The sequence below is a fragment of the Paenibacillus sp. SORGH_AS_0306 genome, from assembly GCF_030819345.1.
In the GTDB taxonomy this organism is placed as follows: Bacteria; Bacillota; Bacilli; order Paenibacillales; family Paenibacillaceae; genus Saccharibacillus; species Saccharibacillus kyungheensis.
Map to the genome: position 1 here is coordinate 2,868,626 of NZ_JAUTBP010000001.1, position 24,907 is coordinate 2,893,532.

Below are 24,907 nucleotides of genomic sequence, written 5' to 3' on the forward strand. Positions count from 1 at the left end.
GTTTTACTCCTCCAGCGCCTCTGCGTTACTTGTTGAATCAGGCATCAGCGCCTGTACGACTTCTTCTAACTTCATCCCGCGCGATGCTTTAAATAAGATAGCATCTTTCTCCTGAGCCATTTGCAATAGATCGTTAATCAGTTCTTGTTTGGAAAGATAAGAATGAATCTGAGAAGCATCTAATACTTTAGCAGCTCCATTAGCTATCTGTTGTCCAAGCACACCATACGTGAATAACAGATCTGCTTGTCCATCGATATATTTTCCTACTTCTTGATGATATATCGCTTCCTCTTCGCCCAACTCTAACATATCACCGAGTACTGCAATTTTACGATGATATCCTTTGAGATTACCTAATACGTCTATAGCGGCTTTCATTGAAGTAGGACTTGCATTATAAGCATCATTTAACAAAGTGATTCCATTACGACCTTGAATGATCTCAATTCTCATTCCTGTAAGTTGTAGCTTGGATAAGCCTTGACGGATATGTTCTGCTGTGACCCCATAATGTTGAGCTACTGTTATTGCTGCTAAAGCATTGGTCACATTATGCATACCTAGTAAAGGCAATGTCCATGCTTCGTCTGCTTCACTATTTGTTGTGAAAACAGTATGTTTGCCTTGAAACATTACCCCTGTTGGATACACATTGTTCGTATGATCCAGCCCAAATGTTATTTTACGCATCTCTTTTTGCTCAAATGCGGGTTCCGCCAAAATTTGTTTTAATAAAGGTTCATCACCTAAATAGACAAGTAAGCCTTCTGAACGTAATCCACTGACAATTTCTAATTTGGCACGTGCGATTTCTTCCCGACTGCCCAACTGCTGAAGATGAGATTCACCAATATTGGTAATAATCGTTGTCTCCGGATGAGCGATATTTGATAGCAGTTCAATCTCGCCGCGTCCACTCATACCCATTTCTAAAATCAAGATTTCAGTCTGTTCAGGCATTGCTAATATGGTCAAAGGCAGTCCTATATGATTATTGAAATTACCTTCTGTTTTGTGCACTTGATAAGCTTCTGCTAGCAAAGCATAAACGATATCTTTTGTTGTCGTTTTACCATTCGAACCTGTAATACCGACTACTTTTACACCTGTTTGTTGAACATACGCTTCAGCTAGTTGTTGTAGTGCTTGTAGAGTATCTTGAACAATGACTATATTTCCAGACGGTGGTGTTCCATGATCATGTTGCCATAATGAAGCTACCGCTCCTTCAGTTAAGGCTGATGTCACAAATTTATGTCCATCGAACTTTTCACCAACAATAGGAATAAATAATCCGCCTTCAACCAATTGACGGGAGTTAATACTAACGCCTTTTAAACAGGTATCTGCTGAACCTTGAAGCTGTCCACCACATATATCGGCTATTTGACCGAGTGTTGTATTTATCACTTGTAAAGACCCCTTATCGCTTCTTTGGCTACCAAACGATCATCAAAATCTAATGTTTGTTGACCGATAATCTGATACGTCTCATGACCTTTGCCCGCAATCAATACTACATCTCCTGGCTTAGCCATTTCAACCGCTTTTTCAATCGCTTGTCTGCGATCAATAATAGATTCGTATTTGTCTGTAGCAATCTGTTGCTCTTCTAATCCTTTTTGAATATCTTCCAAAATAGTAGCTGGCTCTTCTGTACGCGGATTATCTGAAGTAATAAATACATAATCACTATATTTAGCAGCAATCTGTCCCATCAAAGGTCGTTTGCTCCGATCACGATCACCACCGCATCCAAAAACAGTAATAATATTACCTTCTGCAAATTCCTTGATCGTACGCAATACATTTTCCAATCCATCCGGTGTATGAGCGTAATCCACAATCACTGCAAAAGGTTGACCGCCATCTACAGACTCTACACGCCCATCTACACCGGCAATCTGTTCAAGACTAGACTTTATGTGTTCTAACGGAATATTCTCAATGAGAGCAGCTGTGATCGCTGCTAAAGCATTATAAACATTGAATTTGCCGACCATTTGAAGTGTGATTTCTGTATTGCCTTTAAACGTATCCACTTGGAAAGTCGTGCCTTGAGATGTAATTCTAATCTGTGAAGCATGTACATCGGCAGGATGATCGACTCCATATGTAATCACATCTGCAGCTGTAATTTTACGGAAATATTCAGCAGCAGGATCGTCGTTGTTCAAAACAGCATATTTACGCTTTGCAGGATCTATTTCATAACGGTTCCCCAAACGTGCAAAAAACAGCCCTTTGGCTGCAATGTACTCTTCCATCGTCTCATGATAATCGAGATGGTCTTGACTTATATTTGTAAAAATAGCTGTACGGTAATCTGTTCCTTTTACTCTTCCTTGCTCTAGAGCATGAGAGGATACTTCCATCACACAACTTTTTACATTTGCTTGCACCATTTCGTGTAATAAACGTTGTAACTCTAACGCTTCTGGTGTTGTACGAGGCATAGGTGTTGCTGTACCGTTATAACGCATTTCAATAGTTCCGATCAACCCTGTATTGATATGTGCATCATTCATAATACGCTCAATCAGATAAGAAGTTGTGGTTTTACCATTTGTTCCTGTAATTCCGATCATATTTAACGTTCTACTTGGATATTCAAAAAAATGATCAGATAATACAGCCATCGCGTGACGGCAACTACTAACGATCAATTGTGGAATATCTAATTCAAGTTGACGTTCTACTACTAAGGCAGTAGCACCTTTTTGAATCGCTTGAGCGGCATAATCATGTCCATCTACTGTAAAACCAGGCAGACAGATAAACAGATCACCTGACTTCACTTTGCGAGAATCAATCTCCATACCGGATATTTTCGTGTGAACATCACCTAGCACTTGAGATGTGATCAGCAGATGTGCTGCTTCTGACAAAAGCATAGTTTTACCTCTTTTCTAAATATTAATAACGATACCCGACAAATAGCAGACAAAAGATAGAGTCAATTGCACTCTATCTTTGCTGATGATGCCGGGTGATCGTAGATTACATTAATTCGTTGGCGCCCCGGTAGGCTCTGGAATTTTAAGACTACTTGTAGGGCTTTGCTCTGTACTGCTTTCCGATTTACCCTTACTATCCGTACTACTTTCAGTAGTAGTGCCAGAATCTGTTTTGGTATCGGAAGATGTTGTATCTTTTGATTCTGTAGCATTTGGATCTGTAGAAGTATCTTTGTCTGTTGAAGACCCTTCAGAAGATGTAGATTCTGTACTGTCTGTTGCTCCATCTTTTGGTGTGGTGGCTTCAACTGAAGTCGCTGGATCTTCTTCTGTATCATCGACTCCTGTGACTGTTGCTCGAGCAGATTTAAGTGTAAGTGTTACAGATCGTCTACCACTACTAGAAGACTCTACCTGTTCAGATACATATCCTTCGCCTGTCGCTGTTACTTCTACTTTCATCAACGATAAGATTTGCAGAGCATCCCGCAACGATTCACCTTTTAGATCAGGAATACTCATTTTGGTTGGATCTTCTGTCATCAAATAAATGGTTTGTCCGCCTGTCATAGCTGCTCCACTAGCTGGATACTGTTTGACGACTTTTGTACCTGATCCTACTGTTGTATAGGAAATACCATCTGCAAGCAATTTTTTCTTCGCATCTGCAAGCATTTTACCTGTTAGTGTAGGAGCAGTATAGGAAGCCATTAGTTTTTTAGAATCCACTTCTGCTTTAGGTTTTTTTTCACCATCGTCAAAGACTTTAGAAATACCCATATAAGGCAACACTTGACTCACGATTTTTTTAAATACCGGAGCTGCTGCTGTACCTCCGCCTAGCTTCGAATCTGACGGTTGGTCAATCACTACGATCATAGCGATCTTAGGATCATTAGCAGGTGCAAATCCTACAAAAGATACCACTTGCTTCGTATAATCATACTTACCATTGATAACTTTAATAGCAGTACCTGTTTTACCTGCAACACGATAACCATCAATATAAGCATGACGACCTGTTCCAATTTCCTGATCCGAAACGACCTGTTCCAGATAACCACGTACTTTCTCAGAAGTTAACGGGTCAACGACTTGACGAACGACTTTAGTCTGTGTATTTTCAGTGACTCCTGTATTGGGATCAGTGATCGATTTGACTAGGTGTGGTGTTAATAATTTCCCACCATTGGCTACCGCAGAAATAGCGGCTAACTGTTGAATCGGTGTCACCTGTACCAATCCATGTCCGTAAGCAGCAGTTGCTACTTCTGTCGGAATATTAGGATGGAAAGTAATAGCACCTTTAGCTTCACCAGGCAATTCGATGCCTGTCTGTTCACCAAATCCAAACGAATCAATATATTTACGCAAACGTTCTGCACCAAGCATCTTATAACCAAGGTTAACAAAAGCTACATTACTTGAACGCTTCAGACCTTCTAAGTAACTAATCGTTCCCCATCCACTATGATTCAAGTCATGCAGTGTTGTACCTCCTACTTGAATAGAACCTGATTGATAAGTAGCATTAGGATTGAATAAATTTTCTTGTACTGCTCCAGAAAGAGTAACAATCTTAAATGTAGAACCTGGTTCATAGATCGCTTTGACAGCCAGATTACGAAAATCTATAGGATTGGTAACTTCATTAAACTTATTAGGATTAAAAGTTGGCATATTTGCCATACCTAGAATTTCCATCGTATTAGGATCTGCTGCAATCACTGTAATACTTTCAGGTTTTAATTGTTCATAAGCATCTTTCATAGCTTGTTCAATATAATACTGAATTGTCTCATCAATCGTTAACGTCAGATTATCTCCATCTTTAGCAGGAGTATAGACATCTTTGGAATCTGGTAATTTATCTCCTTGTTTATCACGAAGATATTGAATATGACCATCTGTCCCTTTAAGCTTTTCATCATAATACGCTTCAATTCCCGCAACAGCATTGCCATCTTTGTTCGTATAACCAATAACATGAGCCGCTAATTCGTTTTTAGGATAAAAGCGTTTGGAATCAGCGCTTAAATACACACCAACATCCCATTTTTGACCAGTTTTTTCTTTTAGTTGTTTGATAAAAGCATTGATTTGATCAGCTTTTTCTTGATCGATTAGACGACCACCTGAATTGAGCTCACGCCAAGTACGAAGTTGACCGATATTATCTCCACTGGTCAATACAGAAGTGGCTTGCTTTTCAATTTCTGTTTCATCGGTGCCTAAAATAGCGTGAAGCTGGCTTACAACATCACTTTTAATCCCATACTCAGCGATGATTTTAGGATTAAGAGCAACATTATAAGCCGGAGCATCCATTGCTAGATCATTACCATTACGGTCTGTAATCGTACCACGCTTAGCTGAAATATCATTGTTAGCTGTCCATTGTTTAATAGCTTTGTCAGTCCAGTTACCTGTTTGAACCACTTGTAGCCAGAATACTTTAATAATCAGTACAGCAAAAAAGAGGGTAATACATCCCCCTATAAATAAAGTACGAAGTTTTATTCTCTTATTCACTGTTGTTTCCCCCGTTTTACTTGCCTTGTGTCTCATCCGTCGTCGAGGTTGTTGCTTCTGTTCCCTTTACCCGAGATACTTGGATCGGAGCCGTATCCGTAGGCTCTATGTAACCTAGAGCAGTGGCACGTTCAACAATTTGATCTTGTAACGAATATTTGCGAATTTCGTTTTGTGTCGTTTGCTTTTTAATACTTGCCGTTTCACTATCCATACTTTGAATATTTTTATTCACTTCATAGATATGTGCATATTGAAAAACAATTACACTTGCTACTGTCGCACAAAAAATGATAGTCATCAAATAAAGCAGCTTTTCTTTCGTTGGAAGTGCGCTACGACGTAGGACTACCTTTGTAGTCTCACGATATCGTCGAGCAGCTTTTTCAGCCGATTGTTCTTTGACAGCTAGATTGCCGCGCGTATAAGCCATTGATCCGTCTCCTCTAAATTAAGTTTTCGTTTGTTTTTCCACCTTTTCGGCAACACGCAATTTAGCCGATCTTGCACGCGAATTCTCTTCCAATTCTTCTTCCGAAGGAAGGATTGGTTTGCGATTAATCAACTTCAGTTCTCCACCAGTACTAACGTAGACTGGAAAACCAGGTGGTGAGACGTTTTTTTCCACATATTCCGCAAAAATTTGTTTGCAAATACGGTCTTCTAAAGAATGAAACGTGATAACCGCTGCTCTTCCCCCAGGCGTTAGACAACGTACTGCTTGATGAAGAGCTTCTTCAAAAGCACCTAATTCATCATTTACAGCAATACGAAGTGCTTGAAAACTCCGTTTCGCAGGATGTCCCCCTGTTCTTCTTGCTGCTGCTGGAATGCCTTCTTTGACAAGTTCAGCCAGTTCCCCCGTTGTTTCGATCGGCTGGATACTTCGCTTGGCAACAATGACTTTAGCAATCCGTCTTGAAAATTTTTCTTCACCATATCGATATAAAATGCGGGCGATTTCTTCTTCCGGCCAAGTATTCACTATAGTTTTGGCTGTGAGTTCGGCAGATTGATCCATTCTCATATCCAAAGTTGCATCATGGTTATAGCTGAATCCTCTGTCACCGTCGTCGAATTGAGGTGAAGAAACGCCAAGATCGAACAAAATGCCATCTACTTGCGGAACTCCATCTTTGACCGGTACTCCTGCTGCCAATAGCGACTCTTCCAATTGACGGAAATTGCTTTTGATCAACGTTACTCGATCTTCATAAGGTGCAAGTACTATTTTCGCATTGGCAAGTGCCGTATCATCTTGATCAAAAGCTATTAGTCTTCCGCCTGCTCCAAGTTCAGCAGCAATAACTGAACTATGACCAGCTCCCCCGAGTGTGCAGTCAACGTAAATACCATCAGGCTTAACCTGAAGTGCTTTTGTCGCTTCTTCTTTTAATACTGTGATGTGATGAAACAAGATGTAAACCTCCCGGACGATTACAGGTCGAAATCAAAATCAACCAGCTTTTCTGCAATTTCATTAAAAGATTGTTCAGAAGTATCATAATACTCTGACCATGTTTCTTTACTCCAAATCTCTACCCGATTCGAAACGCCAATAATAACACACTCTTTTTCGAGTTTGGCATACTGCCGTAAATTTCCCGGCAGATTGACTCTGCCCTGCTTATCCCATTCCACTTCGGTTGCACCGGAGAAGAAAAAACGACTAAATGCACGGGCATCCGCTTTCATCAGCGGTAGAGATTTGAGCTTTTGCTCAAGGAGGGACCACTCCTCCATAGGATAGACGAATAGACAATGATCCAATCCGCGGGTGACTACAAACGAAGTTCCGAGTTGTTCACGAAATTTGGAAGGAATAATAATCCGACCTTTTTCATCAATGCTATGTTGAAATTCTCCCATAAACATTGACGTTTCACTCCTCTTAACCATAGTCTCCCACTTTGTCCCACTATCCACCACTACCATAAGCATAATAGATTCGACGCAGAAAATCAAAATCCTTTTTTAATATCATTTTTTTTTAGAAAAATACTGAAAAATTTTATTTTATGTAAATCAGCCAATTCATTTGCAAAAATAGGCATAAAAAAGAACCGATTTCTCTTTATCGGAAAAATCAGTTCTTTTTGTTATGCATGAGTAACTTTTATTTTATTTTTTAAATATATTGAGATTGCTTACAGATTACGACCAGCTATCTAAATATAATTTTTGTTCTTCAGTCAATGTATCAATATGAATACCTAGACTTTCTAGTTTAAAGCGTGCCACTTGCTCATCCAGTTCATAAGGCACACTGATCACTCCTGCTTCCAACTGCTCATAGTGTTCGCTCACATAACGAAGACCTACTGCTTGCAAAGCAAAAGTCATATCCATAATTTCAACCGGATGACCATCTGCTGCTCCCAAGTTAACCAGACGACCTTCTGCAAGCAGATAAATACGGCGTCCATCAGTCAATTTGTATTCTTCAATATTTTTGCGAACTGTACGAATCGATTGAGAACGAGCTGCTAGATCAGGCTTATTCGCTTCAACGTCAAAATGTCCAGCATTTGCAATCACAGCGCCATCTTTCATCACGTCATAGTGTTCGCCTGCAATAACACTTTTATTTCCTGTTACTGTAATAAAGAAGTCACCATGCTTGGCGGCTTCATTCATCGGCATCACACCAAAGCCGTCCATATGTGCTTCTACCGCCTTGATTGGATCAACCTCGGTTACGATAACATTAGCACCCAAACCTTTAGCACGCATCGCTATACCTTTACCACACCAGCCATAACCTACTACTACAACTGTTTTACCTGCGATAATTAAGTTGGTTGTACGAATAATACCATCAAAAGCGGATTGTCCTGTTCCGTAACGGTTATCAAATAGATGCTTACAATACGCATCATTTACAGCAACCATTGGAATTTTCAGCGTTCCTTCTTTTTGTAAAGCTTTGAGACGGATGATTCCAGTTGTGGTTTCTTCTGCTCCACCACGAATTGTTGATAATAGATCAGGACGTTCTCCATACAAAAATGTAATCAGATCGCCACCATCATCAATAATCAGATCAGGCTTCGCTTCTAATGCTTTTAAGTTCAAGCTTTTATATTCTTCAACACCTGGATTATATTTTGCAAATACAGTAATACCGTCTTCTACCAAAGCTGCACATACATCATCTTGTGTAGACAAGGGATTGCTACCTGTAATAGTGACATTAGCTCCACCGGCTTGGATAACTTTAGCCAAATAAGCGGTTTTAGCCTCCAAGTGCAAACAGATCGTTACATTCAAACCTTTGAAAGGCAAATCTCTTTCAAATTCTGCTCGAATACGATTTAATACCGGCATATGAGAAGATGCCCAATCAATTTTAAGATGTCCCTCAGGAGCAAGTGCCATATCGGCAACAATACTTGCTTGAATAGATGATGTCATTGTACAGTTCTCCTTTGTTAGTTGGAATAGATAACCTATTTTTATAAATAAACAAGACGATGCGAACCGTTAAAATCAGGCTCAAGGGTTAACAATTGATCGATCCAGCGCTCTCCGTAACGTCCAAGATAGTAATAGCTGTTGATCGTACGTTCTTGCGGCTTGCCAAACGGATACAACGCATACGCGATTCGATCCAAACGTTGTAATCCTGTCTGATGTTGACGTGCTATCGCATTTTGACTTTTGCGGTACAAATAATCAATTTGCAAATCAATCTTATGCTGAGTCGTTTCTCCGAGATGCGGTAATGAAGGATCGATCTCATGCAAAGAGTCTACAAAAGGCGCATACAATTGTTGAAATTGCTCGCGGAATGTAGTGAATCTTTTTTCTAAATGATAATCTTCTTGCTCACTTAACCAGATCTGACGAATATCATCAAAGCGTTGTCTGACATCATCAAATGTTAATTGATACTGTTGCATCAAAATTTTAACTTTTTCTTCCACCATTGTAAATAACATTCTAGGAACAATCGGAGGCATTTGTAGATTCAAGACAGGAAATGCTTGTTTTGTTAACGCCCAATATGCAATCTCGCCTGTTCCCAAAATGGTACTAAGTACAGGGAATAATGAATCCTGCATCAAAGGACGTGTTAATACATTGTTGCTAAACCGTTCTGGATATTGTTCTAACAACTGTAACAACTCTTGTTTGGTAAAAACAACTAATCCTTTACGATCTGTAAACATCCCATTGCGTTTGAACAATAACAAACGTTCGTTGGTATATACTTCATCACTATGGATATAGAACAAATTAGCACTTTCTTCATCTACTGTCGCTTGTTCTTCATATCCATACTGTCTTACTTGCTCAGCAGCAGACATATATGCTTGCGTCAATTTATCGTTATGTTCTATCAATTGACGAAATACTGGAATTTCTAAGCGACGAATAGCAGCATCATCTGAATCGATGAGTACCAATCCAAAACGGCCAAATAAAAGACCCAATTGTTCAGCAAAGGCACTACTCAAATCTGTAGCATGCTCCATAATATTTCGCAATGTCTGTGTCCATTGATTTTTATTTTCAGTATCCGGTAACAGACTTTCAAATTGATTCAAAATATGTTCAGTATTCTGTTCATGAATAAATGTACGACTCACCGGTGAATGTCCACCACGTTCATGATCTAAGCGAATTTTGACAGCCGCTCCATCTTGATCAGGTAGATACGTATGATTCACTTCATCCCAGTCATGATCTTCACCTGCTATCCAGAATACAGGTACGATTGGACGTTGTAGACGCTGTGACGCTTCACGCGCAGATGCTAACAATGTAATCACTTTGTAAATGACTAACAGTGGGCCTGTAAATAGTCCGCTTTGTTGTCCACCTACCATCACAAGTGCTTCATCTGTTCGTAGTGTTGCTAAAGATTGCTGTACAGCTTCATGATTATTGTACTTACCGTTATATATGGTTAAGCAGTCAACTAAAGCTCCACGGTCGATTCGGGAGTCTTTACTCTGATCCAGCCATTCTGCACGTTTGATCCATGTTTGTGGATCAGAGACATTCATATTATACAAACTGCTTACCGATGCAAAATCATTGATGTACCGCTCAGCGAGCGGCTGATTCGCGGGTAGGCTCTCCGGAATCACATTCATGGGGTGAAGTCCTCCTCATCGCTATTGCTTTTGATTGTTACTAATCGTAACTTATTAAATCTTATTTGATTGTAACGAAGTTAGTACTGTTTAGTCAAAAGCTATTCTTAAAATATTTGAATATTTTTAGTAACAACCAAAAAACCGCCAGCAAATGGCGGTTTTTTGATTTGAAAGTATAAATTAAGCAGAAGGTTGAGAAACCCAGTGACCTTCAGATACTTCGATCAACTGAGAATTTTCTAAATTAAACGGATCTTTAGCTGCCAAAGTTGCTGCTGCTTCTTGAGAAGCGGCAAGATGTTCTTCAGGCAATAAGATTCTACGTTTATTTGCTTCTACTTCTGGATCAGGAATAGGAATCGCAGATAGCAAAGTTTTGGTGTAAGGATGTAGAGGATTAGCATACAGTTCTTCACTTTCAGCCAATTCTACAATTTTACCCATATACATAACCGCTACACGGTCACTGATATGTTTTACCATCGATAAATCATGCGCAATAAACAAATAAGTCAATCCAAGACGTTGTTGTAGTTCTTCTAGCAATTTAACAATCTGTGCTTGAATCGATACGTCCAAAGCAGACAATGGCTCATCACAGATAATAAATTTAGGATCTACAGCAAGTGCACGAGCAATCCCGATACGTTGTCTTTGACCACCGGAGAATTCATGAGGATAACGAAGAGCATGACTTGGGTTCAAGCCTACCATATCCAGCAATTCTTCTACACGTTTTTTACGTTCAGCACGGCTATTCACCAGACCATGAATATCTAGAGACTCGCCGATAATGTCCATAATATTAAAACGAGGGTTCAAAGAAGCATATGGATCTTGGAAGATCATTTGCATATCTTTACGCATGTTTTTCATTTTGCGTGGAGACAGATCATAAATGTCTGTTCCGTTAAACTTCACACTACCACCGGTAGGTTCGTATAAACGAAGAATCGTACGCCCTGTTGTTGATTTACCACAACCAGATTCTCCTACAACCCCAAGTGTCTCACCTTCGTAGATGTTGAAGCTAATATCATTAACCGCTTTAAGGATATTACCTTTACCTAAATTAAAATGCTGTTTCAATCCTTTTACTTCAACCAACGGTTTACGTGGGTCTAGATTAAGTTTAGCAGACGCTAATTTAGGTTTTTTAGGCTCATCCAAACGTGGTAATGCATTAAGCAAACGTTGTGTATATGGATGTTGAGGGTTTTTGAAAATTTCAGCAGTTGTTCCTGTTTCAACAACATCGCCTTCTTTCATAACAACCACGCGATCACACATACCTGCTACTACACCAAGGTCATGGGTAATCAAAATGATTGAAGTACCCAATTTTTGTTGCATATCTTTCATCAGATCAAGGATCTGAGCTTGAATCGTTACGTCTAGTGCTGTTGTAGGCTCATCCGCAATTAGCAATGATGGACGACAAGCTAGAGCGATTGCAATCATCGCACGTTGGCGCATACCACCAGAGAATTGGTGAGGATATTGATTAAAACGAACATCAGAATTTTTGATACCAACCAGTCGTAACATTTCAAGCGCACTTTCTTTAGCTTGAGCAGAAGACATATTTTGATGTTTACGCAATACTTCTGTAATTTGTTTACCTACTTTAATTGTTGGATTCAAGGAAGTCATCGGATCTTGGAAAATCATGCCGATATCTTTACCACGAATTGCTTCCATTTGTTTATCCGTTTTAGCAAGTAGACTTTGACCTAGGAATTCAATCTCTCCACTTTTGATCTTAGAAGGCGGAGAAGGAATCAGACGCATAATTGTTTGAGCTGTTACACTCTTACCACTACCGGATTCCCCAACAATACCTAGCGTTTCGCCTTTGCCAATTTCAAAATTGACATCTTTTACCGCATCAAATTCACCAGCACGCGTTTGAAAGGATACGCTTAAATTCTTTACTGTTAAGATTTTCTCCACTTGTTCCACCTCCTATAGATTTTATTTTCTCAATTTTGGATCCAGAGCGTCTCTAAGACCGTCGCCTAGCAAGTTAAATGCAAGCATTGTCAAACAGATTAGAGCAGCCGGGAACCACATACGCCAAGGATACAAATTCCATCCTGTTAATGCATCATTGATCATAGAACCCAATGAAGCGACAGGAGCCTGTACACCTAGACCCAAGAAACTCAAAAATGCTTCAGAGAAGATAGCACTTGGTACAGAAAGAGTTACAGTAACAATAATAGGACCCAAAGCATTAGGCAAAAGATGTTTGAACAATTGACGTCCAGCACCTGCACCCATAGAACGAGCTGCTAATACGAAGTCTCTACTTTTCAGTTGCATAATTTCACCACGAACGATCCAGGACATCGTAATCCAACCTGTTACAGTCAAAGCAACGATAATTGTTCCCAAACCTGGCTCAAATACAACCAACAATAGAATAACAACTAGCAAATAAGGAATAGAATAAAGAATTTCGGAAAATTTGTTCATAATGTTATCTACACGGCCACCGAAGTAACCCATGATTCCACCATAAATAATACCGATAATTAAGTCAATTGCTGCTGCTGCCAAACCTACGATAAGAGAGATTCGTGCACCCATCCAGGTACGAACCCACATATCACGTCCAAGGTTATCTGTACCAAACCAGTGAACTCCAGAAGGTGGCTTATTGGTATTCATCAAATCATTAGAGTAATAGTTAAAAGCAGAGATCATTGGTCCAACGATCGAAGCGATAATAATAAGAATCAAAGTACCCAAGCTAAACATAGCTACTTTATTACCTTTTAAACGAATCCAAGCATCCTGCCATAAAGAGATACTTTCCTGTTGCAGTGCGATTGGTTCGCCGACCACATCTGTAGTCGCATTTTGATTGTTTTTGTTTCCGCTAGCTGACAACGTTTAGCTCCCCTTCCGACCTGATAATTTGATCCGCGGATCTACCAGCACATATAAAATATCTGTAACAAAACGAGCAAGCATCAACAACACGCCATAGAAAATAGTTACTCCCATAATCATTGTATAATCACGGTTAGTAATACTATCTACGAATACTCTACCAATACCGCCGATACCGAAGATTTGCTCGATAACAACAGAACCCGTTACGATATTTGCAGTCATAGGACCTACATACGTAACTACTGGAAGAATACCATTACGTACAACGTGTCTAGTCATAATGGTAAAACCATTTAGACCTTTTGCTTTAGCTGTTTTGATATAATCTGCATTCAATACTTCTAGCATACTTGAACGAGTTAATCGTGCTATAAATGCAATCGGTTGAACAGCAAGTGCTATAACTGGAAGTACAAAGTCACTTGGTTCATTAAAGCCCATAACATCAAACCAACCTAGTTTTAGAGCAAAAATATACTGGATCAATGTTGCCAATACAAAACTCGGAACAGCGATACCTAATACAGCAATAATCATAGCTACATTATCAATTAATTTGCGATGGTAAAGTGCAGCGATTAATCCCAATACAATACCCGCTACAATCGAAATAATAATAGCGAAAATACCGATTTGTAATGAAGGTGAGAATGTATCAGCGATACGTTGTGTAACCTCCTGATTTTGGTATTTCATCGAAATCCCCAAATCACCTTTAACTAAATTTCCTAGGTACTGTAAATACTGTTCAGCAATTGGTTTATTTAATCCATACTGCTCCATTAGACGTTCTTTGATTTGAGGCTGTACATTTTTTTCTGACATAAACGGATTACCAGGTATAGCTTTCATCAGGAAAAATGTAGCTGATGCCAAAATGAACAATGATAACAGCATATACAAAAATTTACTGGCGATATAACGAACCATTTCCCCAAGAACCTCCTTTATCACATTTTCTAGTTTATTGAATATGTTTAAAAACAGCTCGTCATTATTCAACAACTTTTTCATTTTAAAACTTCATCTAATAGATAACAAGTAGAACTTGAAATTATCATGTTTAGAATAGCAATATATGGAAAAATGATAAACACGCAAAAACGGGATATATATGGATGGAGAATCCACACATACATATCCCGCTGCAATCATTAAACCGAAATCTTACTTAATTATTGGAAATAAGCACGAGTAAAGTCAATTGCACCACTAAAGTCTACAAATATACCTTTAAGATTTGGTTTAACCAATGAAACGCTAGTGTAGTAATAGATTGGCATCATAGCCATATCATCTTGCACTAGAATTTTTTCTGCTTTAGACATATCATCCATACGTTTAGCATTATCTTGAGTTGCTTGCGCATCTTTCAACAATTTGTCATATTCAGGATTGCTGTATTTTGCATCATTGTTGCCATTACCAGTCATCCACATATCCAAGAAAGTCATAGGATCGTTATAATCCGCTGTCCAACCTGCACGTGCGATTTGGTAGTTACCACTTTGACGATTATCCAAGAACACGCTCCACTCTTGGTTTTGTGTTTTAACACTTACACCAAGATTGTTTTTCCACATATCAGCAATTGCCAAAGCAATTTTTTGGTGAGCTTCACTAGAGTTGTAAATCAAAGTAATTTCAGGAAGAGTAGTATAACCTTCTTCTTTCATACCTTCAGCTAGCAATTGTTTAGCTTTAGCAGCATCTTCTGTGAAGTAGCTATCTTTGTACTCTGTACGGAATTCTTCGTTGTTACCTTTGATTCCTGGTGGTACATAACCATAAGCTGGAATTTGTCCACCCAATGTTACGTTGTCTACAATCGCTTGACGGTTGATCGCCATAGAGAATGCTTGACGGATTTTCAAGTTGTTAAATGGTTTTTCTTTAACGTTAAACAAGTAGTAGTACGTACTTGCAATACCTTTAGCTTGGAATTGATCTGGGTATTGTTGTTTTGCAGCTGGAATTTGGTCTGTTGGAATTTCACCAGTAGGTGCTCCAGCATAATCCAATTGTCCACTTTGGTAACTTGAGAACTCAGTAGCTCCAGAGTTAACCAATGAAGAAGTGATTGTATTTAATTTAATACTAGAAGCATCCCAATACTTAGCATTTTTTGTCCAAGCCAATTCTTGACCTGTTGTCCAAGTTGTTAAGTTGAATGCACCGTTAGTAATCATTGTATCCGCTTTAGAAGCCCATTGTGGGTTAGCTTCTACATTCTTTTGATTAACAGGGTAGTACGTGTAGAAAGAAGTCAATCCCAACCAGTAAGAAGTTGGATTAGCCAAAGTCACTTCTAGTGTTTTGTCATCTACGACTTTAACACCAACATCAGCGAAATCTTTAACTTTTCCTTCGTTGAATTCTTGTCCATTTTTGATGTAATAAAGTTGGTAAGCGTACTCAGATGCTGGAGTTGTTTTTGGGCTTAGAACGCGTTCCCAAGCATAAGCGAAATCTTTAGCTGTTACAGGTTCGCCGTTACTCCATTGTGCATTATCACGAAGATGGAAAGTATATTTCAATCCGTCTTCAGAAACATCCCATTTTTCAGCAACGCCTGGAACAGGATTACCATCTGTACCTGGACGTGTAAGACCTTCATACATTAGTCTCAAGGCAGTATTTGTTTGACTATCTTTTGCCTGAGCTGGATCAAACGTTGGAGGCTCAGCGCTCATGTTAATGTGTAAGTCTTGAGCTGCTGCTGTAGTGCCATCTCCTGATTCTCCACTTGTTCCTGTGTTGCTAGAACCGCTGCCGCAAGCTGCAAGCAAAGTTCCGAACGCCATGACAAGCGCCATAAGTACTAACCAACTTTTTCTCTTCATCTAGCAGTTTCCCCCTAAAAAATGTGGTATATGCTTTTAAATTATACAACCAGTGGTCAAAAAAATCTATAACTTATATTTAAAAAATCATCTTTTTTTCGTTATTTTATATAAAACTGTCACATTTAAGCGTATATTATGCTTCACGTCACGGTCGAATACCTAACATCAAGCAAATATATTCCATTTTTCGACAAAATTATTGTGTTATGTATTGCAGAATGCCAGTAATCAATAAAGCAATGTAACCTATACTCAACAATAAAAAAGAAACACGCCAAACGGCACGAAATAATCGTTTGTAGTCCACTTTTCCTTTTAATCGGTTTTGTGCACCACCAATTAGACCAATACCTAACAATAAAATCAATAAGAAAATATAGAATCCTGTTTTGGTATTGAATGTATTATTGAACAAAGCGGCTACAGAAATATATAAAAAAGGAGTCGTTACATCCATAGCCATACCTATCGCTGGTTTCTTTTCTTTACCTTTTAGCCTATTGATCACATATGTTAATACAAATGGAATAAACGGAACTAGACTTAAAAAGATAAACCCGTTCAATAATAATCCCAAAAATACCCCCATCAATTATCCTCCTGTCTATTCATAGCCTCAACTAAATGGTATACCCAGTAATTTGCGGGTGTAGCTATACCGTAATCTTGGCCCATTTTAATAATACTACCATTAATCCACTCTATTTCTGTTGTTTTACCTTGTAATACATCTGCAAGCATAGATGATGTATTGGTAGATGTAGCACGGCATACTTCTAAAATCTCTTCCCACCATAAAGAAGAACTCTCTATTCCTGCGGCTTGATATACTTCAATAACTTCATTATACAATTGCTGCATTACAAATAGTCTCTGTTCAGAAACAAGTAATTCACCATTCATTATACGCCAAATCGCTGTTAATGGATTGATTACAGCATTTATAATAAGCTTCCGATATATATCTTTATCGATATTATTCGACAACCGAATATCAAATCCTGCTTGTTGTAGTTTGTTTAGCAAAGGTTGTATTAATAGTTGCTCTTCTTTATCTATTGATTTGGTCTTATTACCTACTCTAGCACTAGAAAGATTACTTAGACTACCTATAACCGTTTTTCCTATACCGGTATGATGGACTTCGTTTGTAGACATTCTTTTAGCACCCTCTGTGGTAATTGCTGCATAAACCTGCCATGGTGAAGGCCATAAACTATCGGTTCGTACTCCATTTTGCAGGCAGATTATACGAGTATGCTCCCCTGCTCGTTGCTGAATTTTACCAACTAAATCTGCTGTTATATCTTTCTGCTTAACCGTGACTAATATATAATCCGCTTTGGGTATATGAGAATAGTTATTTAATTCATCAATTGCATAAGCATTTTGTGTAACAGAAGGAATCCATAACTGTGGTTCACTATGATGATCTATAGTAGATGTTTGGATCGTTATACCTTGTTGATTGATAATAGATGCTTGTTCTACGGTACGTGTCCACAAATGAATAATAGCTGAAGAATCATTACTTATTAATTTGCTATAAAAAAGTAATCCTATAGCTCCTGCTCCAAAAATATCAATAATCAATTTTGTAACCTCCATGCATTTTAAAATGGGTATAATTAGACTCATATTCAACAGTAATACGTACGATGCTATAATAATGATAGATTATGCATTATTCGGAATAATATTGTAAAAAATTGCGCTTAGATATCCAAGTGCTAAGGAGGGGCGATCTATGAAATACTTATATTCGGTTAAAATCGTCTGCTTCTGTTTGACTTTAGCTCTAACTTCGCAGTGTTTGTTCTCTTCGGCGCAAGCACAAGCATTAGAAGCACCACCACAATTAGACGAAGCAACACGACAGTTATTAGAAAATAGTCTATCTGTGAATGAATTAGATCAAGAAATCAAACGGATTACAGATCAGCAACATGTAGCTCAAACGAAATATACTCAATTAGAAAAAAGTTTGACTCATCAAGAAAAGCTATTGTCACAAGCAAGACATCAAGCAGATTCTGTGCTTGTTTCTTATTATACAGGAGAAAGAGATGATTTTTGGGCTCTTTTTTTATCTACAGGTAGTCTATCGGGAATGATCGCTTTTTACGATTACTATCGAATGATTATTGATCATGACCAGTTGCTATTAAGTGATTATCAAGAGCAGTATACACAACTTACACAACAAAAAAATGAGTTATATGCTACAGCAACAGAATTAGGAGAGATTAGCAGTAATTTATCTAATCAGCGTATACGTGTAGCTAATTTGCAACAATCGATTCATCAAAGTCTTGCTACAAGTTCTAATCCTGAGATTGCTCGTCAATTAATGAATGAAATGAACGAGTATTGGAAAAATATTGGACTGTATGAAGTCAAAAAATATTTCAGAGCTATTGCTATATCGATGCAGCAGTTCCCGGATTACTTGAAATCACAGCCCGGGGCAATCCAGATTAGTGGAACACATTACACCATCTCGATTGATGAGCAACAACTGAATCAATTTTTACATGTACAAGGTCAGTTACCAGAATCATTTCAATTCAAATTTGCACAAAATCAATTGAGTATCCATGGCAAAGAAGGCAATTTAGATTTGGATATTACAGGTCATTACGAAATCGTGAATCAGCCTCAAAATACGATCCAATTTTATGTAGACAAGCTTGTTTTTAATGGTCTGCAATTGCCTGATACTACCTGCCGGATGCTTGAAAACGAATTTGATCTTGGTTTTTATCCACAACAAATTATAGCTTATTTAAAAGCTACTGGTGTAACTACAGAACCAAAACTCATGAAAATTCAGCTAGAGCTATCATTGAATTAATCGGCTAACATGTATGTACTGGATAGGCTAGATATGAAAGGATTTTGTATATGATTAACGAAGCTGATATTTTAAAGCTATTCCAACTCTATACCGACATGGCCAGAGAATTATGTGCTTCTATGCAACAAGTGATTCCCGATCATCAAAAATCTTTGTTATTGAAGCCACTTACATCTACTAATTTCGAATGGTTGTTTGATCTTATTTATGATGTAGAGCCAACCGAGGAATTTGTGTTTTATTCGGGTATGCAATGGACATGGCATTGGCACGGTGAACATTGCTTATTCGAAAGTGAGCAAGGGACAATGATCGAAGCCAATATCTCGAATACAGACTTTGTAGATATCGCTTTTTTTAATCATTTTATCCAAAGTTATGATGGTGCTCAGTATGTATTACAGTCTATCGATCATCTGGATTTTAACTTTACTGCTAGTTTATTTGATCAATTTGCTGAAAAGAATCTTTTACATCAGCAAAATGGTACTGAATTTACTCTAGTGAATCCTTCAGACCATTAAGACATATATTTACGAGTATAGTAATAGATAATAAACAAAAGACTCTAGTGTGCTACTAATGCACACTAGAGTCTTTTTTAATAAATTAATAATGACGTTATAGCAAATCAGCAGCCAGTTGAGCCAGTTTGGAACGCTCTCCTTTTTCCAGCGTAATATGACCACTGATTCCTTCTTGTTTGAAATGCTCTACGACATGCGTTAATCCATTGCTGATTGAATCGAGATAAGGATGATCTATTTGATCAGGATCACCAACCAGCACAATTTTACTGCCTTCACCTACACGCGATACAATCGTTTTGACTTCATGACGGGATAGATTCTGAGCTTCATCAATAATAATAAATTGACCCGGAATAGAACGTCCACGAATATACGTTAAGGCTTCAACTTGAATACTACCCAGTCCCATCAAAATTTTGTCGATATCGCCTGCTTTTTTGGTATCAAATAAAAACTCTAAATTATCGTAAATTGGTTGCATCCATGGACGCAATTTTTCATCTTTCTCTCCAGGTAGATAACCAATATCTTTACCCATAGGCACAACAGGTCTCGCAATGAGTAGCTTTTTATATTTTTGTTCATCTTCTACTTTGGACAATGCAGCCGCTAAAGCCAGTAAAGTTTTACCTGTTCCTGCTTTACCTGTAATTGTGACTAAAGGAATATCATCATTTAGTAACAATTCTAATGCCATTCGTTGCTGTGCATTACGAGCAGCGATTCCCCAGATTGGATCATTACTCAAAAATAAAGGTTCCAATTTGGTAGCATCTGCATTTACTTTAAGCAATGCAGATTTGGCACTACCCAATTCATCTTTTAAGATCACAAACTCATTGGCATAAAAAGAATGTTTGATATTTAGAGATTGGATAGGTAAATAGCGGTTACTATAAAATTCATCAATTACCGCAGGATGTACTGTTAAGGTGCTATATCCTGTATACATTTCATTAGGATCAGCTGCTCGATCAGAAAGATAATCTTCTGTATTAACACCCAATACATCTGCTTTGACTCTAACCAATACGTCTTTACTCACCAGCACGACTTGCGAGCGAGACAGTTGACTTGCTTCTTTTTCCTGTTCTTCTAATTCATAGTTTAAAGCTACTGCCAAAATACGATTATCGTTCGAAATTTCTCCAAACATATCTTGTACTTTAGCAAAGCTACGATGATTTAATTCTACACGTAACGTACCACCATTTTCTAAGTGGACTCCATCATGTAAATATCCTGATTCTCTTAATGAATCAAGAGAACGTGAGATACTGCGGGCATTCCGTCCAATTTCATCTGCATTTCGCTTTTTAGAATCAATTTCTTCGAGTACGACTGCGGGTATAATGACATCATTTTCTTCGAAAGCAAAAATGGCATTTGGATCATGAAGAAGCACATTGGTATCCAGTACAAAAATCTTTTTCATCGAGAGTTCCCCCTTGAGTAGAAAGTCTTATGATCTCTGATGCCATTTACTTTATGGATAACTATGCTTATCCCTTCTTGATCAGCCAAGCCTCACCCTCCTCTTAATACACAAAAACCAGACGCTAAAAAGCATCCGGTTTTTTTATAAGATCATACACGTATAGACATACTCTATCAGACACCAGGGTACATAACAGTATAGAGCCTCTCCGGCACATACGTTCAACATATAGCGTACGATCAAGCAACATGGATTCCTGCATCATCGAGACCTCCAATCACTGGCATGAATATACTGGTGTTTCTTCATTATAGCATAGGTCAAATTCATTTCAAATCTATAATCTGCTGACCCTTATTCGCTGTCTATATGCAAAAAAAAGAGCCTTCGCCTGAGCGAAAACTCTATCATTTATTTCTACATTATAGTTCACTTTATTTATTACAAAATGAATATTATTGACTCTGTTTGCTTGTACTTGCTGGCTGATCAAATTGATCCGTATGCGTAGCTGTACCTGCTAATTCATCTTGTAGTGCTTTTTTAGCATTCGCTAACTCTGTTTCATTAATGTAGACATAAGGACTTTTCCAATCACCTGTTACTGGCATGTATTTGATATTCTGTTTCGGAATATCCCAATAGGTTGTCAGTAAGTTTTTAAATTGTTCGCCTTCAATATCGGTTTCCATATTTTTATCTACAGATTCGATAATAGATCCCAATTTAGTCACACCGCTAAACGATTGAATTTTGTCTACAACAGCATTCAATACTTGATTTTGGCGTTGGTTACGGCTAAAGTCGTCTGATCCTTGTGTACGAGGACTACAATTTGATTTACGATAACGTACATAATCTAGAGAGTTTGCACCATTTAGATGTTGTTGACCGGTAGACAAATTAATATTCGTACCATCTGCTTTATCTACATAACACATTTTCATATCTACATTGATATCAATACCACCTACTGAATCGACAACATCCCGGAAACCCTGGAAGTTCAACACAGTTGTATACTCTACATCTACACCCAAATATTTACCAAGCAATGTTTTCATTTCACTCATCGCTAGATCTGTACCATCTTTTTTATCTTTCGCATAAAACTTCGGATAATAAGAGTTCAGTTTATTGGGAATATAACCTTCGAGTTGTAGGTACGTATCACGCGGCAAAGAAACAATCGTGGCTGATTTGGTATCTGGATTCAGTGTAGCTACCATAACAACGTCTGTTAATCGTGTTCCTGTTTCTTGACGATAATCAGTTCCCAAAAGTGCCATCGTAATCGGTTTTACTTTTGCTGATTTTTCAGGAGCGACAGGTTGACTAATAACAGTACCGCCACTATCTTTTGGACCTACACCATTAAACATACCTTGAACCTGATAAAATAAATATCCTGCATAAGCCATAACTCCTACAATTGCCAAAAGAATAACGATCAGCAAAATCTGCATAAATCGTTTAAAGCCACCGGCCTTTTTCTTTTGCTTTTTTTTGGGATTAGGATTACCGGATTTTTGTGTTTTGGATTTGGTTCCTGCACGCGGCGGAAGCCCACCTGTTGTCGTACTCATTGCTCTCAACACCTGTTCCATCATTTTAGATAATGAAGTTATAGTCTTCAATTATGTTGCCTTATCATACGTTCAGCTTATGCATCTTAGTATGTAGTGGCATGTACTGTTGTCATCCGGTCAATACAAGATTGACCGGATATCCAAACAGTATTTAACCTGTTGAAACAGGTACTTAAGCGCAGTGGTCTATCCAACAATATATGATATTACGATTGCATTGCAGATTTACGTTGTTTTTCCGCACGTTCGCGCTCACTCTTATTCAAAATCTTTTTACGCATACGAATTGATTTTGGAGTGATTTCACAATACTCATCTTCGTTCAAATATTCCAAAGCTTGCTCAAGAGAGAAGCTACGAGGAGTTTTCATTTTAACTGTATCGTCTTTTGTTGCAGAACGAACGTTAGTTAATTGTTTTTCTTTACAAATGTTAACAACGATATCGTTATCACGAGTATGCTCACCAACGATCATACCTTCGTAAATTTCAGCACCTGGCTCAAGGAACAAAGTACCGCGATCTTCAACAGACAAGATACCGTACAAAGTTGAAGAACCACTTTCACTTGAAACCAATACGCCTTCATGACGTCCGCCTACTTGACCAGCAGCAACTGGACCATAGCTATCGAATGAATGGTTCATAATTCCGTAACCTTTAGTCAATGTTAAGAAGTATGTTCCGTATCCGATCAAACCACGAGCAGGAATCAAGAATTCTAAACGAACTTGACCACTACCGTTGTTAATCATATTTACCATCTCAGCTTTACGTGAACCCAAGCTCTCCATAACCGCGCCCATGCTTTCTTCAGGCAAATCAATTAGTAGATGCTCGATAGGCTCCATACGTTTACCATCGATTTCACGTACGATAACTTCTGGTTTGGATACTTGCAATTCATAACCTTCACGACGCATGTTTTCGATCAAGATACCAAGGTGAAGTTCACCACGACCAGATACGATATAAGCATCAGGGCTATCTGTTTCGTCTACACGTAGACTTACGTCTGTTTCTAATTCTTTGAACAAACGGTCACGAAGACGACGGGAAGTTACCCATTTTCCTTCGCGTCCAGCAAATGGACTGTTGTTTACAAGGAAAGTCATTTGCAATGTAGGCTCATCAATTTTAAGAACCGGCAATGCTTCTGGGTTTTGTGGATCAGCAATTGTTTCACCGATATTGATGTCTTTAATACCAGCGATAGCAATAATATCACCAGCACCAGCTTCTTCGATCTCAATACGTTTTAGACCTTGGAAACCAAACAATTTCTCAATACGAGCTGTTTTCTTTTGGCCTTCACGGTTAATAACTGTTACCGATTGACCTTGACGGATAACACCACGGTTAACACGACCTACCGCAATACGACCCAAATATTCGTTATAGTCCATCAATGTAACCAAGAATTGCAATGGCTCATCGATTTTCTCTTTTGGTGAAGGGATATGTTCGATAATTGTTTCGTACATAGCTTGCATTGTTTCGTCTTGTTTTTCTGGATCAAGACTAGAAGTACCATTCAAAGCAGAAGCGTAAACAACCGGGAATTCCAATTGCTCGTCACTTGCACCAAGTTCAATAAATAGATCCAATACTTCATCAATAACTTCTGTAGGACGAGCAGCAGGACGGTCAATTTTGTTTACGACAACAGTAGGAGTCAAATTTTGCTCCAATGCTTTACGCAATACAAATTTAGTCTGAGGCATACAACCTTCATAAGCATCAACAATAAGAAGTACTCCGTCTACCATTTTCATGATACGTTCTACTTCACCACCAAAGTCGGCGTGACCCGGTGTATCCACGATATTGATTAAATAGTCTTTATACGTAATAGCTGTATTTTTTGCAAGAATCGTAATACCGCGTTCACGCTCCAGATCATTGGAATCCATCGCACGCTCCTGTAAAGTCTCGTGATCCCGGAAAATACCTGACTGTTGCAACAATTTGTCCACTAGCGTTGTTTTACCATGGTCAACGTGGGCAATGATTGCGATATTGCGAATTTGTTCTCTTGATTGCATAAATTTCTCCAAATCCTCTCCATAAAAGGAGCGTCGGTCAACTAAGCCGACGCTCTACTATTTGTTAACACAGTGTTCAAAAAATCGGCATCCATAATCTTGCT

General features: G+C 38.4%; 19 protein-coding genes. 2 read left to right on the forward strand and 17 right to left on the reverse strand.

Going from position 1 to position 24,907, the window contains the following annotated elements:
* Positions 1-3: 3 nt before the first annotated feature.
* From QE450_RS12465 to QE450_RS12530, 14 genes are all read right to left on the reverse strand, one after another.
* Positions 4-1,410, reverse strand: coding sequence for a UDP-N-acetylmuramoyl-tripeptide--D-alanyl-D-alanine ligase (locus QE450_RS12465; RefSeq protein ID WP_307302694.1), 1,407 nt, complete (start codon positions 1,408-1,410; stop codon positions 4-6).
* Positions 1,410-2,897 carry a UDP-N-acetylmuramoyl-L-alanyl-D-glutamate--2,6-diaminopimelate ligase gene (locus QE450_RS12470; RefSeq protein WP_307299560.1) on the reverse strand — a complete coding sequence of 496 codons (1,488 nt, stop codon included), beginning with the start codon at positions 2,895-2,897 and terminating at the stop codon, positions 1,410-1,412. Before QE450_RS12470 ends, QE450_RS12465 begins: the two co-directional genes overlap by 1 nt.
* A gap of 111 nt (positions 2,898-3,008) precedes the next feature.
* The gene (locus tag QE450_RS12475; RefSeq protein ID WP_307299562.1) at positions 3,009-5,492 is read right to left on the reverse strand and encodes a penicillin-binding transpeptidase domain-containing protein; all 2,484 of its coding nucleotides are present in this window, start codon (positions 5,490-5,492) and stop codon (positions 3,009-3,011) included.
* Positions 5,493-5,508: 16 nt separating this feature from the next.
* Positions 5,509-5,925 (reverse strand): hypothetical protein, encoded by a 417-nt coding sequence (locus tag QE450_RS12480; RefSeq protein ID WP_273613087.1) that lies wholly within the window; start codon positions 5,923-5,925, stop codon positions 5,509-5,511.
* An 18-nt stretch (positions 5,926-5,943) separates the two neighbouring features.
* A complete protein-coding gene (gene rsmH / locus QE450_RS12485) occupies positions 5,944-6,909 on the reverse strand; it encodes a 16S rRNA (cytosine(1402)-N(4))-methyltransferase RsmH (RefSeq protein WP_273613088.1) in 966 nt (321 codons plus the stop codon).
* Between the two features lie 20 nt (positions 6,910-6,929).
* Entirely contained in the window at positions 6,930-7,367 is a 438-nt protein-coding gene (gene mraZ, locus QE450_RS12490; protein ID WP_204823267.1) for a division/cell wall cluster transcriptional repressor MraZ, read from the reverse strand.
* Between the two features lie 279 nt (positions 7,368-7,646).
* The gene (locus QE450_RS12495; RefSeq protein ID WP_274172253.1) at positions 7,647-8,906 is read right to left on the reverse strand and encodes an adenosylhomocysteinase; all 1,260 of its coding nucleotides are present in this window, start codon (positions 8,904-8,906) and stop codon (positions 7,647-7,649) included.
* 41 nt (positions 8,907-8,947) lie between these two features.
* A complete protein-coding gene (bshC, locus tag QE450_RS12500) occupies positions 8,948-10,594 on the reverse strand; it encodes a bacillithiol biosynthesis cysteine-adding enzyme BshC (RefSeq protein ID WP_307299566.1) in 1,647 nt (548 codons plus the stop codon).
* Between the two features lie 183 nt (positions 10,595-10,777).
* Complete coding sequence (locus tag QE450_RS12505) at positions 10,778-12,550, reverse strand: ABC transporter ATP-binding protein (RefSeq protein WP_204823264.1); 1,773 nt, start codon at positions 12,548-12,550, stop codon at positions 10,778-10,780.
* A 21-nt stretch (positions 12,551-12,571) separates the two neighbouring features.
* Positions 12,572-13,447: an ABC transporter permease gene (locus QE450_RS12510; RefSeq protein WP_273616336.1), complete on the reverse strand. Its 876-nt coding sequence runs from the start codon at positions 13,445-13,447 to the stop codon at positions 12,572-12,574.
* A gap of 48 nt (positions 13,448-13,495) precedes the next feature.
* On the reverse strand, positions 13,496-14,428 hold the full coding sequence (locus tag QE450_RS12515; RefSeq protein ID WP_301263745.1) for an ABC transporter permease: 933 nt from the start codon (positions 14,426-14,428) through the stop codon (positions 13,496-13,498).
* A gap of 245 nt (positions 14,429-14,673) precedes the next feature.
* Positions 14,674-16,341 (reverse strand): peptide ABC transporter substrate-binding protein, encoded by a 1,668-nt coding sequence (locus QE450_RS12520; protein WP_273613092.1) that lies wholly within the window; start codon positions 16,339-16,341, stop codon positions 14,674-14,676.
* 199 nt (positions 16,342-16,540) lie between these two features.
* Positions 16,541-16,933, reverse strand: coding sequence for a DUF3397 domain-containing protein (locus QE450_RS12525; protein ID WP_273613093.1), 393 nt, complete (start codon positions 16,931-16,933; stop codon positions 16,541-16,543).
* Positions 16,933-17,937 (reverse strand): ketopantoate reductase family protein, encoded by a 1,005-nt coding sequence (locus tag QE450_RS12530; protein ID WP_307299570.1) that lies wholly within the window; start codon positions 17,935-17,937, stop codon positions 16,933-16,935. The genes QE450_RS12525 and QE450_RS12530 overlap by 1 nt, the downstream gene beginning before the upstream one ends.
* Positions 17,938-18,091: 154 nt before the next feature.
* Here QE450_RS12530 and QE450_RS12535 point away from each other — a divergent pair, with 154 nt between their 5' ends.
* Both QE450_RS12535 and QE450_RS12540 read left to right on the forward strand, forming a co-directional pair.
* Positions 18,092-19,198, forward strand: a complete 1,107-nt coding sequence (locus tag QE450_RS12535; protein ID WP_307299571.1) for a hypothetical protein — start codon at positions 18,092-18,094, stop codon at positions 19,196-19,198.
* Positions 19,199-19,248: 50 nt separating this feature from the next.
* On the forward strand, positions 19,249-19,725 hold the full coding sequence (locus QE450_RS12540; protein WP_307299572.1) for a DUF6896 domain-containing protein: 477 nt from the start codon (positions 19,249-19,251) through the stop codon (positions 19,723-19,725).
* Positions 19,726-19,822: 97 nt separating this feature from the next.
* Here the strand turns inward: QE450_RS12540 and QE450_RS12545 are convergent, their stop codons facing one another.
* The 3 genes from QE450_RS12545 to typA all read right to left on the reverse strand — a co-directional run bounded on the left by QE450_RS12545 (position 19,823) and on the right by typA (position 24,803).
* Complete coding sequence (locus QE450_RS12545; protein ID WP_274172248.1) at positions 19,823-21,166, reverse strand: PhoH family protein; 1,344 nt, start codon at positions 21,164-21,166, stop codon at positions 19,823-19,825.
* Positions 21,167-21,624: 458 nt separating this feature from the next.
* The gene (locus QE450_RS12550) at positions 21,625-22,755 is read right to left on the reverse strand and encodes an LCP family protein (RefSeq protein WP_307299573.1); all 1,131 of its coding nucleotides are present in this window, start codon (positions 22,753-22,755) and stop codon (positions 21,625-21,627) included.
* A 209-nt stretch (positions 22,756-22,964) separates the two neighbouring features.
* Positions 22,965-24,803: a translational GTPase TypA gene (gene typA, locus QE450_RS12555; RefSeq protein ID WP_273613099.1), complete on the reverse strand. Its 1,839-nt coding sequence runs from the start codon at positions 24,801-24,803 to the stop codon at positions 22,965-22,967.
* Positions 24,804-24,907 lie beyond the last annotated feature (104 nt).